Annotated in this window: 16 protein-coding genes, 2 tRNA genes and 1 rRNA gene; 10 read left to right on the top strand and 9 right to left on the bottom strand. The window is 52.2% G+C overall.

Going from position 1 to position 16,029, the window contains the following annotated elements; all coding sequences use genetic code 11:
• Positions 1-96 precede the first annotated feature (96 nt).
• The 3 genes from ldcC to tilS all read left to right on the top strand — a co-directional run bounded on the left by ldcC (position 97) and on the right by tilS (position 4,045).
• Positions 97-2,235 carry a lysine decarboxylase LdcC gene (gene ldcC, locus On2M_RS05025; RefSeq protein WP_210904463.1) on the top strand — a complete coding sequence of 713 codons (2,139 nt, stop codon included), beginning with the start codon at positions 97-99 and terminating at the stop codon, positions 2,233-2,235.
• A 66-nt stretch (positions 2,236-2,301) separates the two neighbouring features.
• Positions 2,302-2,691 carry a VOC family protein gene (locus On2M_RS05030; RefSeq protein ID WP_151216802.1) on the top strand — a complete coding sequence of 130 codons (390 nt, stop codon included), beginning with the start codon at positions 2,302-2,304 and terminating at the stop codon, positions 2,689-2,691.
• 61 nt (positions 2,692-2,752) lie between these two features.
• Positions 2,753-4,045, top strand: a complete 1,293-nt coding sequence (tilS, locus tag On2M_RS05035; protein ID WP_210904464.1) for a tRNA lysidine(34) synthetase TilS — start codon at positions 2,753-2,755, stop codon at positions 4,043-4,045.
• 64 nt (positions 4,046-4,109) lie between these two features.
• Here tilS and rof read toward each other — a convergent pair whose 3' ends face one another.
• Positions 4,110-4,370 (bottom strand): Rho-binding antiterminator, encoded by a 261-nt coding sequence (gene rof, locus On2M_RS05040; RefSeq protein WP_003018503.1) that lies wholly within the window; start codon positions 4,368-4,370, stop codon positions 4,110-4,112.
• Positions 4,357-4,557: a YaeP family protein gene (locus tag On2M_RS05045; protein WP_151216804.1), complete on the bottom strand. Its 201-nt coding sequence runs from the start codon at positions 4,555-4,557 to the stop codon at positions 4,357-4,359. The genes rof and On2M_RS05045 overlap by 14 nt, the downstream gene beginning before the upstream one ends.
• A 188-nt stretch (positions 4,558-4,745) precedes the next feature.
• Here On2M_RS05045 and On2M_RS05050 point away from each other — a divergent pair, with 188 nt between their 5' ends.
• The 3 genes from On2M_RS05050 to nlpE are packed head-to-tail and all read left to right on the top strand — an operon-like array spanning position 4,746 to position 6,442.
• Entirely contained in the window at positions 4,746-5,291 is a 546-nt protein-coding gene (locus tag On2M_RS05050; protein WP_151216805.1) for a YaeQ family protein, read from the top strand.
• Entirely contained in the window at positions 5,288-5,710 is a 423-nt protein-coding gene (gene arfB, locus On2M_RS05055) for an alternative ribosome rescue aminoacyl-tRNA hydrolase ArfB (protein ID WP_151224588.1), read from the top strand. The genes On2M_RS05050 and arfB overlap by 4 nt, the downstream gene beginning before the upstream one ends.
• 30 nt (positions 5,711-5,740) lie before the next feature.
• Entirely contained in the window at positions 5,741-6,442 is a 702-nt protein-coding gene (gene nlpE, locus On2M_RS05060) for an envelope stress response activation lipoprotein NlpE (protein ID WP_151216807.1), read from the top strand.
• 47 nt (positions 6,443-6,489) lie between these two features.
• Here nlpE and On2M_RS05065 read toward each other — a convergent pair whose 3' ends face one another.
• The 7 genes from On2M_RS05065 to metN form a co-directional block, all read right to left on the bottom strand.
• The gene (locus On2M_RS05065) at positions 6,490-7,314 is read right to left on the bottom strand and encodes a YaeF family permuted papain-like enzyme (RefSeq protein WP_151224589.1); all 825 of its coding nucleotides are present in this window, start codon (positions 7,312-7,314) and stop codon (positions 6,490-6,492) included.
• A 52-nt stretch (positions 7,315-7,366) separates the two neighbouring features.
• Positions 7,367-9,085, bottom strand: a complete 1,719-nt coding sequence (gene proS, locus On2M_RS05070) for a proline--tRNA ligase (RefSeq protein WP_187253762.1) — start codon at positions 9,083-9,085, stop codon at positions 7,367-7,369.
• A gap of 113 nt (positions 9,086-9,198) precedes the next feature.
• Positions 9,199-9,906 carry a tRNA (N6-threonylcarbamoyladenosine(37)-N6)-methyltransferase TrmO gene (tsaA, locus tag On2M_RS05075; RefSeq protein ID WP_151216810.1) on the bottom strand — a complete coding sequence of 236 codons (708 nt, stop codon included), beginning with the start codon at positions 9,904-9,906 and terminating at the stop codon, positions 9,199-9,201.
• Positions 9,903-10,307 carry an Rcs stress response system protein RcsF gene (rcsF, locus tag On2M_RS05080; RefSeq protein ID WP_151216811.1) on the bottom strand — a complete coding sequence of 135 codons (405 nt, stop codon included), beginning with the start codon at positions 10,305-10,307 and terminating at the stop codon, positions 9,903-9,905. Before rcsF ends, tsaA begins: the two co-directional genes overlap by 4 nt.
• 116 nt (positions 10,308-10,423) lie before the next feature.
• Complete coding sequence (metQ, locus tag On2M_RS05085) at positions 10,424-11,239, bottom strand: methionine ABC transporter substrate-binding lipoprotein MetQ (RefSeq protein WP_151216812.1); 816 nt, start codon at positions 11,237-11,239, stop codon at positions 10,424-10,426.
• Between the two features lie 44 nt (positions 11,240-11,283).
• Positions 11,284-11,937 (bottom strand): methionine ABC transporter permease MetI, encoded by a 654-nt coding sequence (locus On2M_RS05090; protein ID WP_003018471.1) that lies wholly within the window; start codon positions 11,935-11,937, stop codon positions 11,284-11,286.
• On the bottom strand, positions 11,930-12,961 hold the full coding sequence (metN, locus tag On2M_RS05095) for a methionine ABC transporter ATP-binding protein MetN (protein WP_003018468.1): 1,032 nt from the start codon (positions 12,959-12,961) through the stop codon (positions 11,930-11,932). The genes On2M_RS05090 and metN overlap by 8 nt, the downstream gene beginning before the upstream one ends.
• A gap of 189 nt (positions 12,962-13,150) precedes the next feature.
• On the opposite strand from metN, the gene gmhB reads away from it, so the two are divergent.
• From gmhB to On2M_RS05115, 4 genes are all read left to right on the top strand, one after another.
• On the top strand, positions 13,151-13,717 hold the full coding sequence (gene gmhB, locus On2M_RS05100; protein ID WP_210904465.1) for a D-glycero-beta-D-manno-heptose 1,7-bisphosphate 7-phosphatase: 567 nt from the start codon (positions 13,151-13,153) through the stop codon (positions 13,715-13,717).
• A gap of 366 nt (positions 13,718-14,083) precedes the next feature.
• A 16S ribosomal RNA gene (locus On2M_RS05105) occupies positions 14,084-15,625 on the top strand.
• 71 nt (positions 15,626-15,696) lie between these two features.
• A tRNA-Ile gene (locus On2M_RS05110) sits at positions 15,697-15,773 on the top strand.
• 105 nt (positions 15,774-15,878) lie between these two features.
• Positions 15,879-15,954 (top strand) — tRNA-Ala (locus On2M_RS05115).
• Positions 15,955-16,029: the final 75 nt, after the last annotated feature.

Raw genomic sequence — 16,029 nt, forward strand, 5'->3', positions numbered from 1 at the left:
GCATTAATTCTGAAAAGGGCCACAACGCTGTGGCCCTTTTTTTTACCTGCAGTTTGACCAGGCTATGCTTAACTAAGGTTTTTCCAGGAGGAACGCATGAATATCATTGCCATCATGGGACCGCATGGCGTCTTTTATAAAGATGAGCCCATCAAGGAGCTTGAACGTGCGCTGCAGCAGCAGGGATTTCAGATTATCTGGCCGCAGAATAGCGTCGACCTGCTGAAGTTTATCGAGCATAACCCGCGAATTTGCGGCGTCATTTTTGACTGGGATGAATACAGTCTGGATCTGTGTAGTGACATCAATCAGCTCAATGAGTATCTCCCGCTCTACGCTTTTATTAATACTCATTCGACGATGGATGTCAGCGCACACGACCTACGCATGGCGCTGTGGTTCTTTGAGTACGCATTGGGCCAGTCTGACGATATTGCTACGCGTATTCGTCAGTACACCAATGAATACCTCGACAACATCACGCCACCTTTTACCAAAGCGCTGTTTACCTATGTGAAGGAAGGGAAGTATACCTTTTGCACGCCGGGCCATATGGCGGGAACGGCGTACCAGAAAAGCCCGGTCGGCTGTCTGTTCTATGATTTCTTTGGCGGTAACACGCTGAAGGCCGATGTGTCCATTTCCGTGACTGAGCTGGGCTCGTTGTTGGATCATACCGGTCCGCATCTGGAAGCCGAGGAGTACATCGCACGTACCTTTGGCGCTGAACAGAGCTATATGGTGACTAACGGCACCTCAACGTCGAACAAGATTGTCGGCATGTATGCCGCGCCTTCAGGCAGTACGCTCCTGATTGATCGCAACTGCCATAAATCGCTGGCGCATTTGCTGATGATGAGCGATGTGGTGCCAATCTGGCTGAAGCCTACCCGTAATGCGCTGGGGATCCTCGGCGGTATACCCCGTCGGGAATTCACTCGCGAAAGTATAGAACGTAAGGTAGAAGAGAGCCCTCAGGCGCAATGGCCAGTCCACGCGGTCATCACCAATTCCACTTATGATGGTCTGTTGTATAACACTAACTGGATCAAGCAAACCCTGGATGTGCCCTCCATTCATTTTGATTCTGCCTGGGTGCCATATACCCATTTTCATCCGATCTATCAGGGGAAAAGCGGAATGAGCGGCGAGCGGGTGCCAGGGAAGGTGATTTTTGAAACCCAGTCTACCCACAAAATGTTGGCGGCATTGTCACAGGCTTCGTTAATCCACATTAAGGGCGACTACGATGAAGAGACGTTCAACGAAGCCTTTATGATGCACACCTCCACTTCGCCGAGCTACCCGATTGTTGCGTCTATCGAAACGGCGGCGGCAATGCTTCGTGGCAATTCAGGCAAGCGCCTGATCAATCGTTCGGTTGAGAGGGCGCTGCATTTCCGTAAGGAAGTCCAGCGGCTGCGAGAAGAGTCAGATGGTTGGTTCTTTGATATCTGGCAGCCGGAAAAGGTAGATGAAGCAGAGTGCTGGCCGGTAGCGCCAGGCGAAGACTGGCACGGATTTGTCGATGCTGATGCCGACCACATGTTCCTCGATCCGGTGAAAGTTACCATTCTGACACCGGGGATGGATGAGCAAGGAAATATGAGCGAAGAGGGGATCCCCGCGGCTCTGGTGGCGAAATTCCTCGATGAACGCGGCGTCGTCGTTGAGAAAACAGGGCCGTATAATCTGTTGTTCCTGTTCAGTATTGGTATTGATAAAACCCGGGCGATGGGGCTGCTACGCGGCCTGACGGAATTTAAACGTTCATACGACCTGAATTTACGCGTGAAAAATATGCTGCCGGATCTGTATGCCGAAGATCCTGATTTCTATCGTAATATGCGTATTCAGGAGCTGGCGCTGGGGATCCACAAACTGATCCGCCAGCACGATCTCTCTGGGCTGATGTTGCGGGCGTTTGATATCTTACCGGAAATGAAAATGACGCCGCATCAGGCCTGGCAGCGGCAGATCAAAGGTGAAGTCGAAACGGTGACGCTCGATCAACTGGTGGGGCGTGTTTCCGCTAATATGATCCTGCCTTATCCTCCCGGCGTGCCGTTGTTGATGCCAGGGGAAATGATCACGGAGAAAAGCCGGACGGTGCTCGATTTTCTGCTGATGCTGTGTTCGGTGGGGCAACATTATCCTGGATTTGAAACCGATATCCATGGCGCTAAACTGGGTGAGGATGGTGTGTATCGCGTGAGAGTCCTGAAAATGGCATAACGACTTGCCTGACCTTGTTACGCACGAGTAACGTTTTGAAAGAAAAAAGAAAGAGGCGATGACGCTATGCTGGGATTAAAACAGGTTCACCATATTGCCATTATTGCGACAGACTATGCGGCGAGTAAGAGATTTTACTGTGATGTGCTGGGCTTTACGCTAATCAGCGAAGCCTACCGGGAAGAACGTGATTCCTGGAAAGGCGATTTGGCATTGAACGGACAGTATGTGATTGAGCTGTTTTCTTTTCCGTTTCCGCCGTGCCGCCCGAGCCGCCCGGAAGCTTGCGGTTTGCGCCATCTGGCGTTCAGCGTAGATGACGTGGAAAAAGCGATCGCGCACCTGGAAGCTCACCAGGTGAAGTGCGAATCCGTGCGAATCGATCCGTTTACCGGCAAACGCTTTACGTTTTTTAACGACCCGGACGGATTACCCCTCGAACTGTACGAGCTGTAAGGCTTGTCATTGTGGCGTTTGCCCGGTAACGTGCCGGGCAATGCCATTGTAAGAAACCATCATGACGACACTCACGTTGAACACTGCACTGCTGAATTCCCAATCGATTCTGGTCGCCTTTAGCGGCGGGCTGGACTCTACCGTGCTGTTGCATCAGTTAGTGCTGTGGCGAGCACAAAATCCTGGGGTTGTGTTGCGCGCAATCCATATTCATCACGGATTAAGCCCCCATGCAGAGGGTTGGGTGCAACACTGTGAGTCGGTATGTGCGCAGTGGCAGGTGCCGCTGGTGGTTGAGCGGGTCCATCTTGAGGATGATGGGCTGGGCATTGAAGCTCAGGCGCGGCGAGCACGCTATCAGGCATTTGCGCAGACTTTACTCCCGGGTGAGGTGCTGATGACCGCCCAGCATCTGGATGACCAGTGTGAAACTTTCCTGCTGGCGCTTAAGCGCGGCAGTGGTCCCGCCGGACTTTCCGCCATGGGGGAAAGCTCATCGTTTGCCGGAACCCAACTGATTCGACCGTTGCTGGCGCAAACGCGAGAGGCGCTTGAAGCATGGGCGCGACAGCATGAATTATGCTGGATAGAAGATGAAAGCAATCAGGATGATACCTACGATCGCAATTTTCTCAGATTGCGCGTTACCCCCTTACTCCAACAGCGCTGGCCGCACTTCGCACAAGCCACGGCCCGTAGCGCCGCGCTGTGCGCTGAGCAGGAGTGCTTGCTGGATGAATTGCTTGCCAGCGATCTAGCCGACTGTGTCACGGCCCAGGGCACACTGTTGCTGGCGCCGCTAATGATGATGAGCGATGTGCGGCGTGCCGCTCTGCTTCGTCGTTGGCTGGCGGGATTAAATGCGCCGATGCCTTCCCGTGATGGGCTGGAACGTATTTGGCAGGAAGTTGCGTTGGCACGGGAAGATGCTGCGCCCTGTTTTCGCCTTGGAGAATACGCGGTTCGTCGCTATCAGTCACAGCTGTGGTGGGTTAAATCGAACCACGGTCAAAGCGAAACCGTTCTTCCGTGGCCATGTTGGAAAACGCCGCTGACGCTGCCTGCCGGGTTAGGCTCAGTGCAGCTCATCTCTGCTGGCGAATTGCGCATGCCGCAAGCGGATGAAGCTGTCAGCATCCGTTTTAAAGCGCCAGGAGTATTGCATATTGTCGGGCGTAACGGTGGGCGGAAATTAAAGAAAATCTGGCAGGAACAGGGGATCCCACCCTGGCGACGAGATACCACGCCGTTGCTGTTTTATGGTGAAACGTTGATTGCAGCTGCAGGTGTTTTTGTGACGCGTGAGGGCGCGGCGGTAGATGAAGAAGGTGTAAGTCTGATTTGGCATGTCTGATGGTGCTGCGCTTATTCGGCCTACTCTCCAGAGGATGTGTAGGCCGGATAAGGTGCAAGAAAAGTTAAGATTCGCTGACTACCACGGTACCGATTTGCGGGTGGCTGAAGCTGGCAATTTTGTCGAGGCGAAGCTCCCGGGTTTCGCCCGCGACATCTGCGACCAGATATTCCACGTTTTTGCGTGAAACCAGGTCATTCGCTTTCGCCTGCAAAACTTCGCCATCTTTTAGCGCCAGTGTCAGTAACAAATGGTGCTGGCAGGCGAGTTCTAGATTATCGTAATCATCGCAGTTGATGGGTTGATATGTTTCATTCATTGACATAATCGCTCACCAGTAAGTTCGCGGCAGCATAGGCCGCTTTTTCCCTGACCGACTCTGGAAGGGCGTTGTCTGTCGCCACTTCATTAAGCACCTTCAATACGCAACCCAGCGCATCCGGGATATACCCTAAATCTCCGCTGGCGATTTCCGCGTACCGCTTGCGTATTAACTCACAATATTTTTCCACATGCCCTCCTGTCAGCACTCTGACTTAACCGTGGATGCAAGTCTAAGCCTACGAAGATAAACTCTGTTTAGCAAGGTGACTATACCATACTCATTCAAGCAATATCAGCGCCTTGATACAGGAGCAGTTAGCAGCCTTTTGCCGTAGTTTTCGCTACAATGTGCGCCTGATTCGAAAGGAGTTCTCTCATGGCGCTTAAAGCGACAATTTATAAAGCCGTTGTCAACGTCGCGGATCTTGACCGCAACCAGTTCCTCGACGCGGCCTTGACGCTGGCGCGTCATCCCTCTGAAACCCAGGAACGCATGATGCTGCGTCTGCTGGCCTGGATTAAATATGCCGATGAACGGTTGCAGTTCACGCGTGGCCTGAGTGCGGAGGATGAGCCTGAAGCATGGTTGCGTAACGACCATCTGGGCATCGATCTCTGGATTGAGTTGGGTCTGCCGGATGAGCGTCGTATTAAGAAAGCCTGTACCCAGTCCGCTGAGGTAGCCCTGTTTGCTTACAACAGCCGTGCGGCTCAGATCTGGTGGCAGCAAAACCAGAGCAAGTGTGCGCAGTTTAAAAATCTTACCGTGTGGTATCTGGATGATGAACAGCTTGCACAGCTGAGTGACTTTGCTGGTCGTACAATGGCGCTACAGGCGACTATTCAGGACGGTGCTATCTGGCTGTCCGATTCTCAGAATAATCTGGAAGTTCATCTGGCCGCGTGGCAGCCGCGTTCATGATCGTTATATCCCGAAATGTCGCTATCCCAGATAACGAGCTGGAAATCACGGCGATTCGGGCACAGGGCGCGGGCGGTCAGCACGTTAATAAGACCTCGACGGCTATCCATTTGCGCTTTGACATTCGGGCCTCTGGGCTGCCAGAGTATTATAAGGAACGTTTGCTGGCTGCCAGCCATCATCTGATTACAGGCGATGGCGTGATTATCATTAAGGCGCAGGAATACCGTAGCCAGGAGCTAAATCGGGAAGCGGCAATCTCCCGGCTGGTGGCGGTGATAAAAGAATTAACCGCGGTGCAAAAAAGCCGACAGGCAACTCGCCCTACGCGCGCCTCGAAAGAGCGCAGGTTGTCATCGAAGGCGCAAAAATCCACAGTGAAGGCACTGCGCGGGAAAGTTCGTCGAACGCAAGACTGACGAGCGGGAATTAAAATTTATAAGGAATTCATAGTGAAAACAGCAATATTGTCTGTAGTCGCTGCATGTACGCTCTTTTCCTTGATCGGCTGTAACAACCGTACTGAAGTCGAAGTACTACAGCCGACGCGGGCGGCAGAATTAAAACCGATGCAGCAAAGCTGGCGCGGCATTTTGCCTTGCGCGGACTGCGAAGGGATTGAAACTTCTCTGTTCCTGGAAAAAGACGGCACATGGGTGATGAACGAACGCTACCAGGGCGTACGGGATGAACCGTCCTCTTTTGCCTCTTATGGCACATGGGCGCGTACAGCCGACAAACTGGTCCTGACGGACAGTAAAGGCGAAAAATCGTACTACCGCGCAAAAGGTGAAGCGCTGGAAATGCTCGATCGTGAAGGTAATCCGATAGAGTCGCAGTTCAACTACACCCTCCAGCCAGTTTCCGCCAGCTTACCGGTGACGCCAATGCCGATGCGAGGGATGTACTTCTATATGGCTGACGCGGCAACTTTCACTGATTGTGCGACGGGTAAAAGAGTCTCTGTCGCGAACAATGCACAACTGGAGCGAGATTATCTGACTGCGCGTGGTGCAACGGATAAGGCAGTTCTGCTTACGGTGGAAGGGCACTTCACGATGGAAGAAAATCCTGATACGGGCGCGCCAGTGAAAACCTTAAGAGCGGATAAAGAAATTAAGTTTATCCCTGGCCAGAGTTGCGCTGATTGATCTGCTGCTTATAAAAACTGTCCGGCGATCGCCCGGGCAGTTTTTCCTTATCGGGTCAATCCAACAAAACGGCTGGTTTTGATATAAATCCCTAATTTCAGGTGGCCGACATACTGTAGCTGCGTTTCAGACTTAAACGCGGAAATATCACCTTCGCGCATATGCATCAGGTCGGAAGGGCTAATCCAGCCCGACTGCGCCAGCGTTAGCGGGTGTCCGGCGGTGGCAAACGCATCGGTTACGAATTCGGAGCAAAACCACGCCTTCTTTTCTCCCTCGCTGATATTGCTCAACTGGGCTTTTGCCAGCCCGCTAACGCATTGCTGGCGAAAATCCGCTGAGAAAGGATTCAACGAACATATTTGCCGGGTCACCATAAACGGAATAAATTCGACGATGCCGCGGTAGTTATAGCCGCTATCTTTGATTTTATAAGCGAATGTTTTGATTTCTTCGGCCTGCTGCGGTGTGAGGTCGGGTACCCGCAGAGCAAAAAGCTTATCACTGTGATTTTCAGCCTTTTTGAGCGAAACGATTTGTACTCCCGCCCCGGTCGCTTCGGCAACTTCATTACCGCCAAGGTAAACGGCCACATGGCTGACAGAAGAGGTGCTGAACGCGCGAATACCCAATGAGGTCACCCCAAGACTGGAGGAGAATAGCAGGTCGCCTGGCCTGAGGTCGGTATCAGTAATTTCATGCAGCGCTTGATCGGTAAATGAGCTTTGATGCTGGAGTTTTACCTCCCATTTCTTTGCCTGGGCATCAACAGCCTTTGCCGATGAATTTTGCTGACTGACGTCAATCGTGCAGGCTGAAAGCAGAAGACAGAAGAGGAGGTGCAGGCGGTAATACGCCATTGGTTTAAGCATTTTATACAATCCATGTAAAAAAGGCCCTGATCCTCAGGGCCTTGCGCTGGTATTAGCCTTTAATAGCTTTGACCAGGTAGTCGACGATGTCACCTGTTTTAATCAGCTGCTTCTCGCCATTACGACGGTATTTATATTCGATATCGTCGTTGTCGAGGTTACGGTCGCCCAGCACGATAGTGTGCGGAATACCGATCAGCTCCATATCGGCGAACATCACGCCCGGACGCTCTTTACGATCGTCCATCAGCACTTCGATACCCTGCGCGCGCAGTTCAGCGTACAGCTTCTCAGCCAGCTCCTGAACGCGGTAGGATTTGTGCATGTTCATCGGCAGAATCGCCACCTGGAAAGGCGCGATAGCGTCTGGCCATACAATGCCGCGATCGTCAAAGTTCTGTTCAATAGCTGCAGCAACCACGCGAGTGACACCGATGCCGTAGCAGCCCATGGTCAGCGTCTGGTTACGACCATCTTCGCCCTGAACGGCGGCTTTCATCGCTTCAGAGTATTTGGTACCCAACTGGAAGATGTGGCCCACTTCGATACCGCGTTTGATCATCAGCGTACCTTTACCGTCCGGGCTCGGGTCGCCTGCAACCACGTTACGGATGTCAGCTACTTCCGGCGTCGCCACGTCGCGATCCCAGTTGATACCGAAATAGTGCTTACCGTCGATGTTGGCGCCGGCGGCAAAATCGCTCATTACCGCAACGGTACGGTCGATAACTACCGGAATCGGCATGTTCACCGGCCCCAGAGATCCCGGACCTGCTTTCACCAACGCGCGAATTTCTTCTTCGGTGGCGAAGGTCAGCGGACTGGCAACCTGCGGCAATTTTTCCGCTTTGACTTCGTTCAGCTCGTGATCGCCGCGAACCAGCAGGGCAATCAACGGAGATTTGCTGCCTTCAACCGCTTTCACCAGCAGGGTTTTCACGGTTTTCTCGATCGGCAGGTTGAACTGTTCAACCAGCTCGGCGATGGTTTTCGCGTTCGGCGTATCAACCAGCGTCATTTCCTGGGTTGCCGCCGCGCGCGGTTCTTTCGGCGCAAGCGCTTCGGCAAATTCAATGTTGGCCGCGTAGTCGGAGGAGTCAGAGAAGATCACGTCATCTTCGCCGCTCTGCGCCAGTACCTGGAATTCATGAGAGGCATTGCCGCCGATGGAGCCGGTGTCAGCCTGTACTGCACGGAAATCCAGGCCCATACGGCTGAAGATTTTGCTATATGCGGTATACATCGCATCATACGTTTCCTGCAGGGATTCCTGAGAAGTATGGAAAGAGTAGGCATCTTTCATCAGGAATTCACGGGAGCGCATCACGCCAAAACGCGGACGGACTTCGTCACGGAATTTAGTCTGGATCTGATAGAAGTTCAGCGGCAGCTGTTTGTAAGAGCTCAGCTCATTACGGATCAGGTCGGTGATCACTTCTTCATGCGTTGGACCGAGTACAAACGAACGATCGCCACGGTCAGCAATACGCAGCAGTTCCGGGCCGTATTGTTCCCAACGGCCGCTCTCTTCCCACAGTTCAGAAGGCTGAACGACCGGCATCAACACCTCGATCGCACCGGCGTTGTTCATTTCTTCACGCACGATGTTTTCGACTTTTTTCAGGACGCGCACGCCGGTCGGCAGCCAGGTATATAACCCGGAGGCCAGCTTGCGGATCATCCCGGCGCGCAGCATCAGCTGGTGGCTGATGACTTCGGCGTCGGCAGGTGTCTCCTTCAGAGTGGAGAGCAGATATTGGCTAGTACGCATGTTGTTACGGTTCCAGTTGAACGATCGAACAGGCTCAAAACGAGCCTGGCACAAAACAAAAGTGGTTTAGTTTACCAGCGAGAAAGGGATGTCAAAAGAGTACACGACGCAAATTAGCGGGCTTCCAGCGCAAAGACCTCAAATCCTGCCGGCGTGACACGCCAGCGGACGTTAAAGTCCAGCAGCCAGACGGCATAGGTTTTGCCTTCTTCCTCATTTTTACGGTAGGCAGGACGCGGATCCTGCGCCAGCACTTCGGCAATAAACTGACGAAGATGCGGATAACGCTTTTCGAGCGTTGGTAGTTGCTCAGCAAGTTCGTCACTGAACGTCACGTCTACGCTGGCCTGGGGGGCATTCTGTGCATAGCTGGCGCGCGCGTCGGGCAGCGACTCGGCAAACGGCAGATACGGTTTAATATCAATGACCGGCGTGCCATCAACAAGATCCAGTCCACCGAGCTCAAGGATTACATGCTCTTTATGACAGCGAATACCCCGCAGCTCAACTAACGACATGCCAACAGGGTTAGGACGAAACGTTGAACGCGTGGCAAAGACCCCCATTCTGGCGTTGCCGCCCAGGCGAGGAGGGCGCACGGTTGGACGCCATCCACCCTCCATTGTCTGGTGAAAAACAAAAATCACCCACAAATGACTGAAGGCTTCCAGGCCGCGAACGGCATCGGCCTGGTTATAGGGTGCGAGCAAATGCAGTTCGCCGCTGGCACTTTTCACCAAACCTGGCTGACGTGGAACAGCGAACTTTTCTTTATAAGGTGAGCGGATAACGCCTATTTGCTCGAACTGAAAATGGCTCATTTCGCCGTAATGTTCAGTGCAGAACCGATACAAACCGCTTGGCGATAGCAACCCGGCGTTCCGCTGGTTACTTCGCAACTGTGCAGCAATACCGCATTTGCTTTCATTTTAGATGCGTTAATCTGCATGCGTTTGCGTGCGGTTGGAATGCTTGGAGGGGAATCCTGGTTGGATGCCTGGCAGGATTCGCCGCTGACTTCGCCGAGATCGCGGAACGGTTTGCCCACTAAATCTTCAGCGTTAGTAATGATTCTTACCGGCGTCGCGCGCGGTGCTTTTGGTTTTTCCGGCTCCGCTTTAGGTGGGGTAGCGGTGCTTTGAACGGGTTCAACAGGGGATCTGCTTAACATAGAACAGCCGCTCAGCATGAGTGCTACTAAACAGATCGGTAAAGCACGCATAATATTTCCTCAATGAATGATCTAAACGTCAGATATTGAATCAGGTGCTTGCATAAATGACAAGACGGGCAAGCGCCCGTCCTGATGATATTACAGATTCTGGAAACAGCCTAAATTTACCAGCCCTTAACAGCACCGCCGTTGAAGACTTTATTTGCTGCTTCGTATACTTCGTCAGACTGGTATGCCTGAACGAATTTCTTCACGTTTTCAGCATCTTTGTTGTCTTCGCGCGTCACGATCAGGTTTACGTACGGGGAATCTTTATCTTCAACAAAAATACCGTCTTTTGCCGGCGTCAGGCCGATCTGGCTGGCGTAGGTGGTGTTGATGACCGCCAGTGCGATTTGTGCATCGTCCAGGGAACGTGGCAGTTGCGGCGCTTCCAGCTCAACCAGCTTCAGGTTTTTTGGGTTTTCAATCACGTCCAGCGCGGTCGGCAGCAGGCCAACACCGTCTTTCAGTTTGATTAAGCCCACTTTTTGCAACAGCAGCAGGGAGCGGCCAAGGTTAGTCGGATCGTTTGGAATCGCCACCTGTGAACCATCCTGCAGTTCATCCAGTGATTTGATTTTTTTGGAGTAGCCTGCAATCGGGTAAACAAAAGTATTACCTGCGGCAACCAGTTTGTAACCGCGATCTTTGATCTGCTGATCCAGGTACGGTTTATGCTGGAAGGCGTTGGCATCGATATCGCCTTTGCTCAAGGCTTCGTTAGGCAGGACGTAATCGTTAAACGTGACCAGTTCAACGTCCAGGCCGTATTTTTCTTTTGCCACTTTCTGTGCGACTTCGGCAACCTGCTGCTCTGCGCCAACAATAACACCCACTTTGATGTGGTTAGGATCTTTTTCATCCTGACCGCAACCCACAAGTGCCAGAGAACCGATCAGGGCTCCAACTGCCGCAAAGGTTTTGAATTTGAACGCCATGCTTATTTCCTTTTCTTAATGAGTTTTTTGTGTTGTGTGCAACGTTATTTGTGCGTGACAGCCCGGACGATGCGATCACCGGATAACTGAATTAAATAAACCAGAACGACGAGCAATACCAGCACTGTATTCATTACGGTAGCGTTGTAGCCAATGTAACCGTACTGATAGCCAATCTGCCCAAGACCACCGGCACCAACGGCGCCCCCCATCGCGGAGTAACCAACCAGCGTGATGAGGGTTATGGTGGCCGCATTGACCAGTCCAGGCAGCGCTTCTGGCAGTAAAACCTTACGTACAATCTGCAGCGGCGTGGCGCCCATCGCACGGGAGGCCTCAATCAGCCCGGTTGGAATTTCGAGCAGGGCGTTTTCCACCATACGGGCGATAAACGGCGCGGCGCCGACGGTCAGTGGGACGATAGCGGCCTGCAGTCCGATGGATGTGCCAACAATCATGCGGGTGAATGGAATCATCCATACCAGCAAGATAATGAACGGGATGGAACGGAAAATATTAACCAGCGCAGAGAGTGTACGGTAGAGCTTCGCGTTCTCAATGATTTGCCCCGGGCGCGTGACGTACAGCAACACGCCAACCGGCAAGCCAATCACAAAACCAAAAAAACCGGACACAAAGGTCATTGCCAGCGTTTCCCATACGCCGCGAACCAGCAGCCACATCATCGGCTCAGACATAACCCAGTACCTCTACTTTTACATGGTGTTCCTGCAACCAGTTAATGGCTGCTTGTGTATCTTCCTGTGTACCGTGCATTTCAGTCAGCATGATGCCGAACTTCACACCGCCGGCGTAATCCATCTGCGCGCTAATAATGTTGTTATTCACATTAAAGCGGCGGGCCGTCTCAGAGAGCAATGGCGCATCAACGGAATGACCGGTGAATTCCATGCGTAGCATTGGCACGCTGTCTGCTTCTGGCTCGGCTTTTAACCGTTCCAGATAATCTTCCGGGATATCAAGGTGCAGCGTGGACTGAATAAATTTCTGTGCCAGCGGCGTTTTCGGGTGTGAGAACACTTCGCTGACGGTGTCTTGTTCAATCAGTTCACCATTACTGATGACCGCCACGCAGTCACAAATGCGTTTTACAACGTCCATCTCATGGGTAATCAGCAGAATGGTGAGTCCCAGACGACGGTTAATGTCTTTCAATAATTCCAGAATCGATCGGGTTGTTGCCGGATCGAGTGCGCTGGTTGCTTCATCACACAGCAGCACTTTGGGATTGCTTGCCAGCGCACGGGCGATCGCCACACGCTGTTTTTGTCCACCGGAAAGGTTGGCCGGGTAGCTGTCGTGCTTGTCGCCAAGACCGACTAAGTCCAGCAGCTCTGTTACACGGCGTTTAATTTCTTCTTTTGGTGTGTTATCCAGTTCCAGCGGTAGCGCGACGTTGCCAAACACGGTGCGGGAAGAGAGCAGGTTAAAGTGTTGGAAAATCATGCCGATTTGACGGCGAGCTTTGGTCAGCTCTGACTCAGAAAGCGTCGTGAGCTCCTGACCGCCGACCTGGACGCTGCCTTCGGTTGGGCGTTCAAGTAAGTTAACGCAGCGGATGAGCGTACTTTTACCTGCACCGGAGGCGCCAATGACGCCATAAATCTGCCCGGCAGGAACGTGCAGGCTGACATTATTAAGCGCCTGAATGGTGCGAGTCCCCTGCTGGAACACTTTGGTGATATTCGAAAGTTTTATCATTAGTTATTTATTATCGTAATTAAGTTAGTCGTGGCATTTTCGTCTGTCAGGGACGGTCGAAGCCGTCAACAAGATGGATGTTAAGGCATCCAGACGTCTAAATCAATCTGGCTTTGCACGATGAGCACTTTCTTGCCCGCCGAAACATGCGATACTAGGGCCACATGCCTTATTCAGGAGCTATAAAAGGTGGCAAAATCTGTACCCGCAATTTTTCTCGACCGTGATGGCACCATTAATGTGGACCACGGTTACGTATATGAGATTGACGAGTTCGAGTTTATCGACGGCGTTATTGATGCCATGCGTGAACTTAAAAATATGGGTTACGCGCTGATTGTCGTGACGAACCAGTCTGGTATCGCTCGCGGTAAATTTACTGAGGCACAGTTTGAAACGTTGACCGAATGGATGGACTGGTCGCTGGCCGATCGCGACGTTGATCTGGACGGCATCTACTATTGTCCGCATCACCCGCAGGGTACTGTAGAAGAGTATCGTCAGGTTTGCGACTGCCGTAAACCGCATCCTGGAATGTTGATCTCCGCCCGAGACTTCCTGCACATCGATATGGCCGCTTCTTATATGGTGGGCGACAAAATAGAAGATATGCAGGCGGCGGCAGCTGCGAATGTTGGCACGAAGGTTCTGGTGCGCACGGGGAAACCTGTTACGCCGGAAGCAGAAAATGCGGCGGATTTGGTCATAAATAGTCTGGCAGACCTGCCAATGGCGATAAAAAAGCAGCAAAAGTAAGCGTAATGGATAAAAGGTGAGCGGTTGAAACAAAAAAGCATTTTTCCGCTTGTCTTCCTGATTCGACTCCCTATAATGCGCCTCCATCGACACGGCGGATGTGAATCACTTCACACAAACAGCCGGTCCGGTTGAAGAGAAAAACCTGAAAATGAGGGTTGACTCTGAATGAGGAAAACGTAATATACGGGACCTCGCGACAGAGCGCTAAAGCGCGTCGCAACTGCTCTTTAACAATTTATCAGACAATCTGTGTGGGCACTCGAAGATACGGATTCTTAACGTCGCAAGACGAAAAATGAATACCAAGTCTCTGAGTGAACATACGTAATTCATTACGAAGTTTAATTCACGAGCATCAAACTTAAATTGAAGAGTTTGATCATGGCTCAGATTGAACGCTGGCGGCAGGCCTAACACATGCAAGTCGAACGGTAGCACAGAGGAGCTTGCTCCTTGGGTGACGAGTGGCGGACGGGTGAGTAATGTCTGGGAAACTGCCCGATGGAGGGGGATAACTACTGGAAACGGTAGCTAATACCGCATAACGTCGCAAGACCAAAGAGGGGGACCTTCGGGCCTCTTGCCATCGGATGTGCCCAGATGGGATTAGCTAGTAGGTGGGGTAACGGCTCACCTAGGCGACGATCCCTAGCTGGTCTGAGAGGATGACCAGCCACACTGGAACTGAGACACGGTCCAGACTCCTACGGGAGGCAGCAGTGGGGAATATTGCACAATGGGCGCAAGCCTGATGCAGCCATGCCGCGTGTATGAAGAAGGCCTTCGGGTTGTAAAGTACTTTCAGCGAGGAGGAAGGTGTTGAGGTTAATAACCTCAGCAATTGACGTTACTCGCAGAAGAAGCACCGGCTAACTCCGTGCCAGCAGCCGCGGTAATACGGAGGGTGCAAGCGTTAATCGGAATTACTGGGCGTAAAGCGCACGCAGGCGGTCTGTCAAGTCGGATGTGAAATCCCCGGGCTCAACCTGGGAACTGCATCCGAAACTGGCAGGCTAGAGTCTTGTAGAGGGGGGTAGAATTCCAGGTGTAGCGGTGAAATGCGTAGAGATCTGGAGGAATACCGGTGGCGAAGGCGGCCCCCTGGACAAAGACTGACGCTCAGGTGCGAAAGCGTGGGGAGCAAACAGGATTAGATACCCTGGTAGTCCACGCCGTAAACGATGTCGACTTGGAGGTTGTGCCCTTGAGGCGTGGCTTCCGGAGCTAACGCGTTAAGTCGACCGCCTGGGGAGTACGGCCGCAAGGTTAAAACTCAAATGAATTGACGGGGGCCCGCACAAGCGGTGGAGCATGTGGTTTAATTCGATGCAACGCGAAGAACCTTACCTACTCTTGACATCCAGAGAACTTTCCAGAGATGGATTGGTGCCTTCGGGAACTCTGAGACAGGTGCTGCATGGCTGTCGTCAGCTCGTGTTGTGAAATGTTGGGTTAAGTCCCGCAACGAGCGCAACCCTTATCCTTTGTTGCCAGCGGTTAGGCCGGGAACTCAAAGGAGACTGCCAGTGATAAACTGGAGGAAGGTGGGGATGACGTCAAGTCATCATGGCCCTTACGAGTAGGGCTACACACGTGCTACAATGGCATATACAAAGAGAAGCGACCTCGCGAGAGCAAGCGGACCTCATAAAGTATGTCGTAGTCCGGATTGGAGTCTGCAACTCGACTCCATGAAGTCGGAATCGCTAGTAATCGTGGATCAGAATGCCACGGTGAATACGTTCCCGGGCCTTGTACACACCGCCCGTCACACCATGGGAGTGGGTTGCAAAAGAAGTAGGTAGCTTAACCTTCGGGAGGGCGCTTACCACTTTGTGATTCATGACTGGGGTGAAGTCGTAACAAGGTAACCGTAGGGGAACCTGCGGTTGGATCACCTCCTTACCTTAAAGAAACGTTCTTTGTAGTGCTCACACAGATTGTCTGATGAAAATTAGCAGTAAGAAAATCTCTGCAGGCTTGTAGCTCAGGTGGTTAGAGCGCACCCCTGATAAGGGTGAGGTCGGTGGTTCAAGTCCACTCAGGCCTACCAAATTCTTTCTGATACCGCGTTGTGAAACGACTCGCATACTTCAGTATGCTTCGCCGCTCCACGCCTTGTCTCAGCAAGAATTAAGGTGAATGAGATAACTACGATGGGGCTATAGCTCAGCTGGGAGAGCGCCTGCTTTGCACGCAGGAGGTCTGCGGTTCGATCCCGCATAGCTCCACCATCTTTACTGCAACAAACCAAGAAAACTTCAGAGTGTACCTGAAAAGGTTCACTGCGAAGTTTTGCTCTTTAAAAA

Source organism: Citrobacter sp. On2M, from assembly GCF_018035235.1.
GTDB lineage: Bacteria > Pseudomonadota > Gammaproteobacteria > Enterobacterales > Enterobacteriaceae > Citrobacter > Citrobacter meridianamericanus.

Coding starts and splice junctions, on each gene's coding strand:
- tsaA (WP_151216810.1), bottom strand. CDS start 9,906: ATGAGCCATTTTCAGTTCGAGCAAATAGGCGTTATCCGCTCACCTTAT.
- tilS (WP_210904464.1), top strand. CDS start 2,753: ATGACGACACTCACGTTGAACACTGCACTGCTGAATTCCCAATCGATT.
- On2M_RS05065 (WP_151224589.1), bottom strand. CDS start 7,314: ATGCTTAAACCAATGGCGTATTACCGCCTGCACCTCCTCTTCTGTCTT.
- ldcC (WP_210904463.1), top strand. CDS start 97: ATGAATATCATTGCCATCATGGGACCGCATGGCGTCTTTTATAAAGAT.
- rcsF (WP_151216811.1), bottom strand. CDS start 10,307: ATGCGTGCTTTACCGATCTGTTTAGTAGCACTCATGCTGAGCGGCTGT.
- metQ (WP_151216812.1), bottom strand. CDS start 11,239: ATGGCGTTCAAATTCAAAACCTTTGCGGCAGTTGGAGCCCTGATCGGT.
- On2M_RS05090 (WP_003018471.1), bottom strand. CDS start 11,937: ATGTCTGAGCCGATGATGTGGCTGCTGGTTCGCGGCGTATGGGAAACG.
- rof (WP_003018503.1), bottom strand. CDS start 4,370: ATGTCAATGAATGAAACATATCAACCCATCAACTGCGATGATTACGAT.
- On2M_RS05030 (WP_151216802.1), top strand. CDS start 2,302: ATGCTGGGATTAAAACAGGTTCACCATATTGCCATTATTGCGACAGAC.
- arfB (WP_151224588.1), top strand. CDS start 5,288: ATGATCGTTATATCCCGAAATGTCGCTATCCCAGATAACGAGCTGGAA.
- metN (WP_003018468.1), bottom strand. CDS start 12,961: ATGATAAAACTTTCGAATATCACCAAAGTGTTCCAGCAGGGGACTCGC.
- On2M_RS05050 (WP_151216805.1), top strand. CDS start 4,746: ATGGCGCTTAAAGCGACAATTTATAAAGCCGTTGTCAACGTCGCGGAT.
- proS (WP_187253762.1), bottom strand. CDS start 9,085: ATGCGTACTAGCCAATATCTGCTCTCCACTCTGAAGGAGACACCTGCC.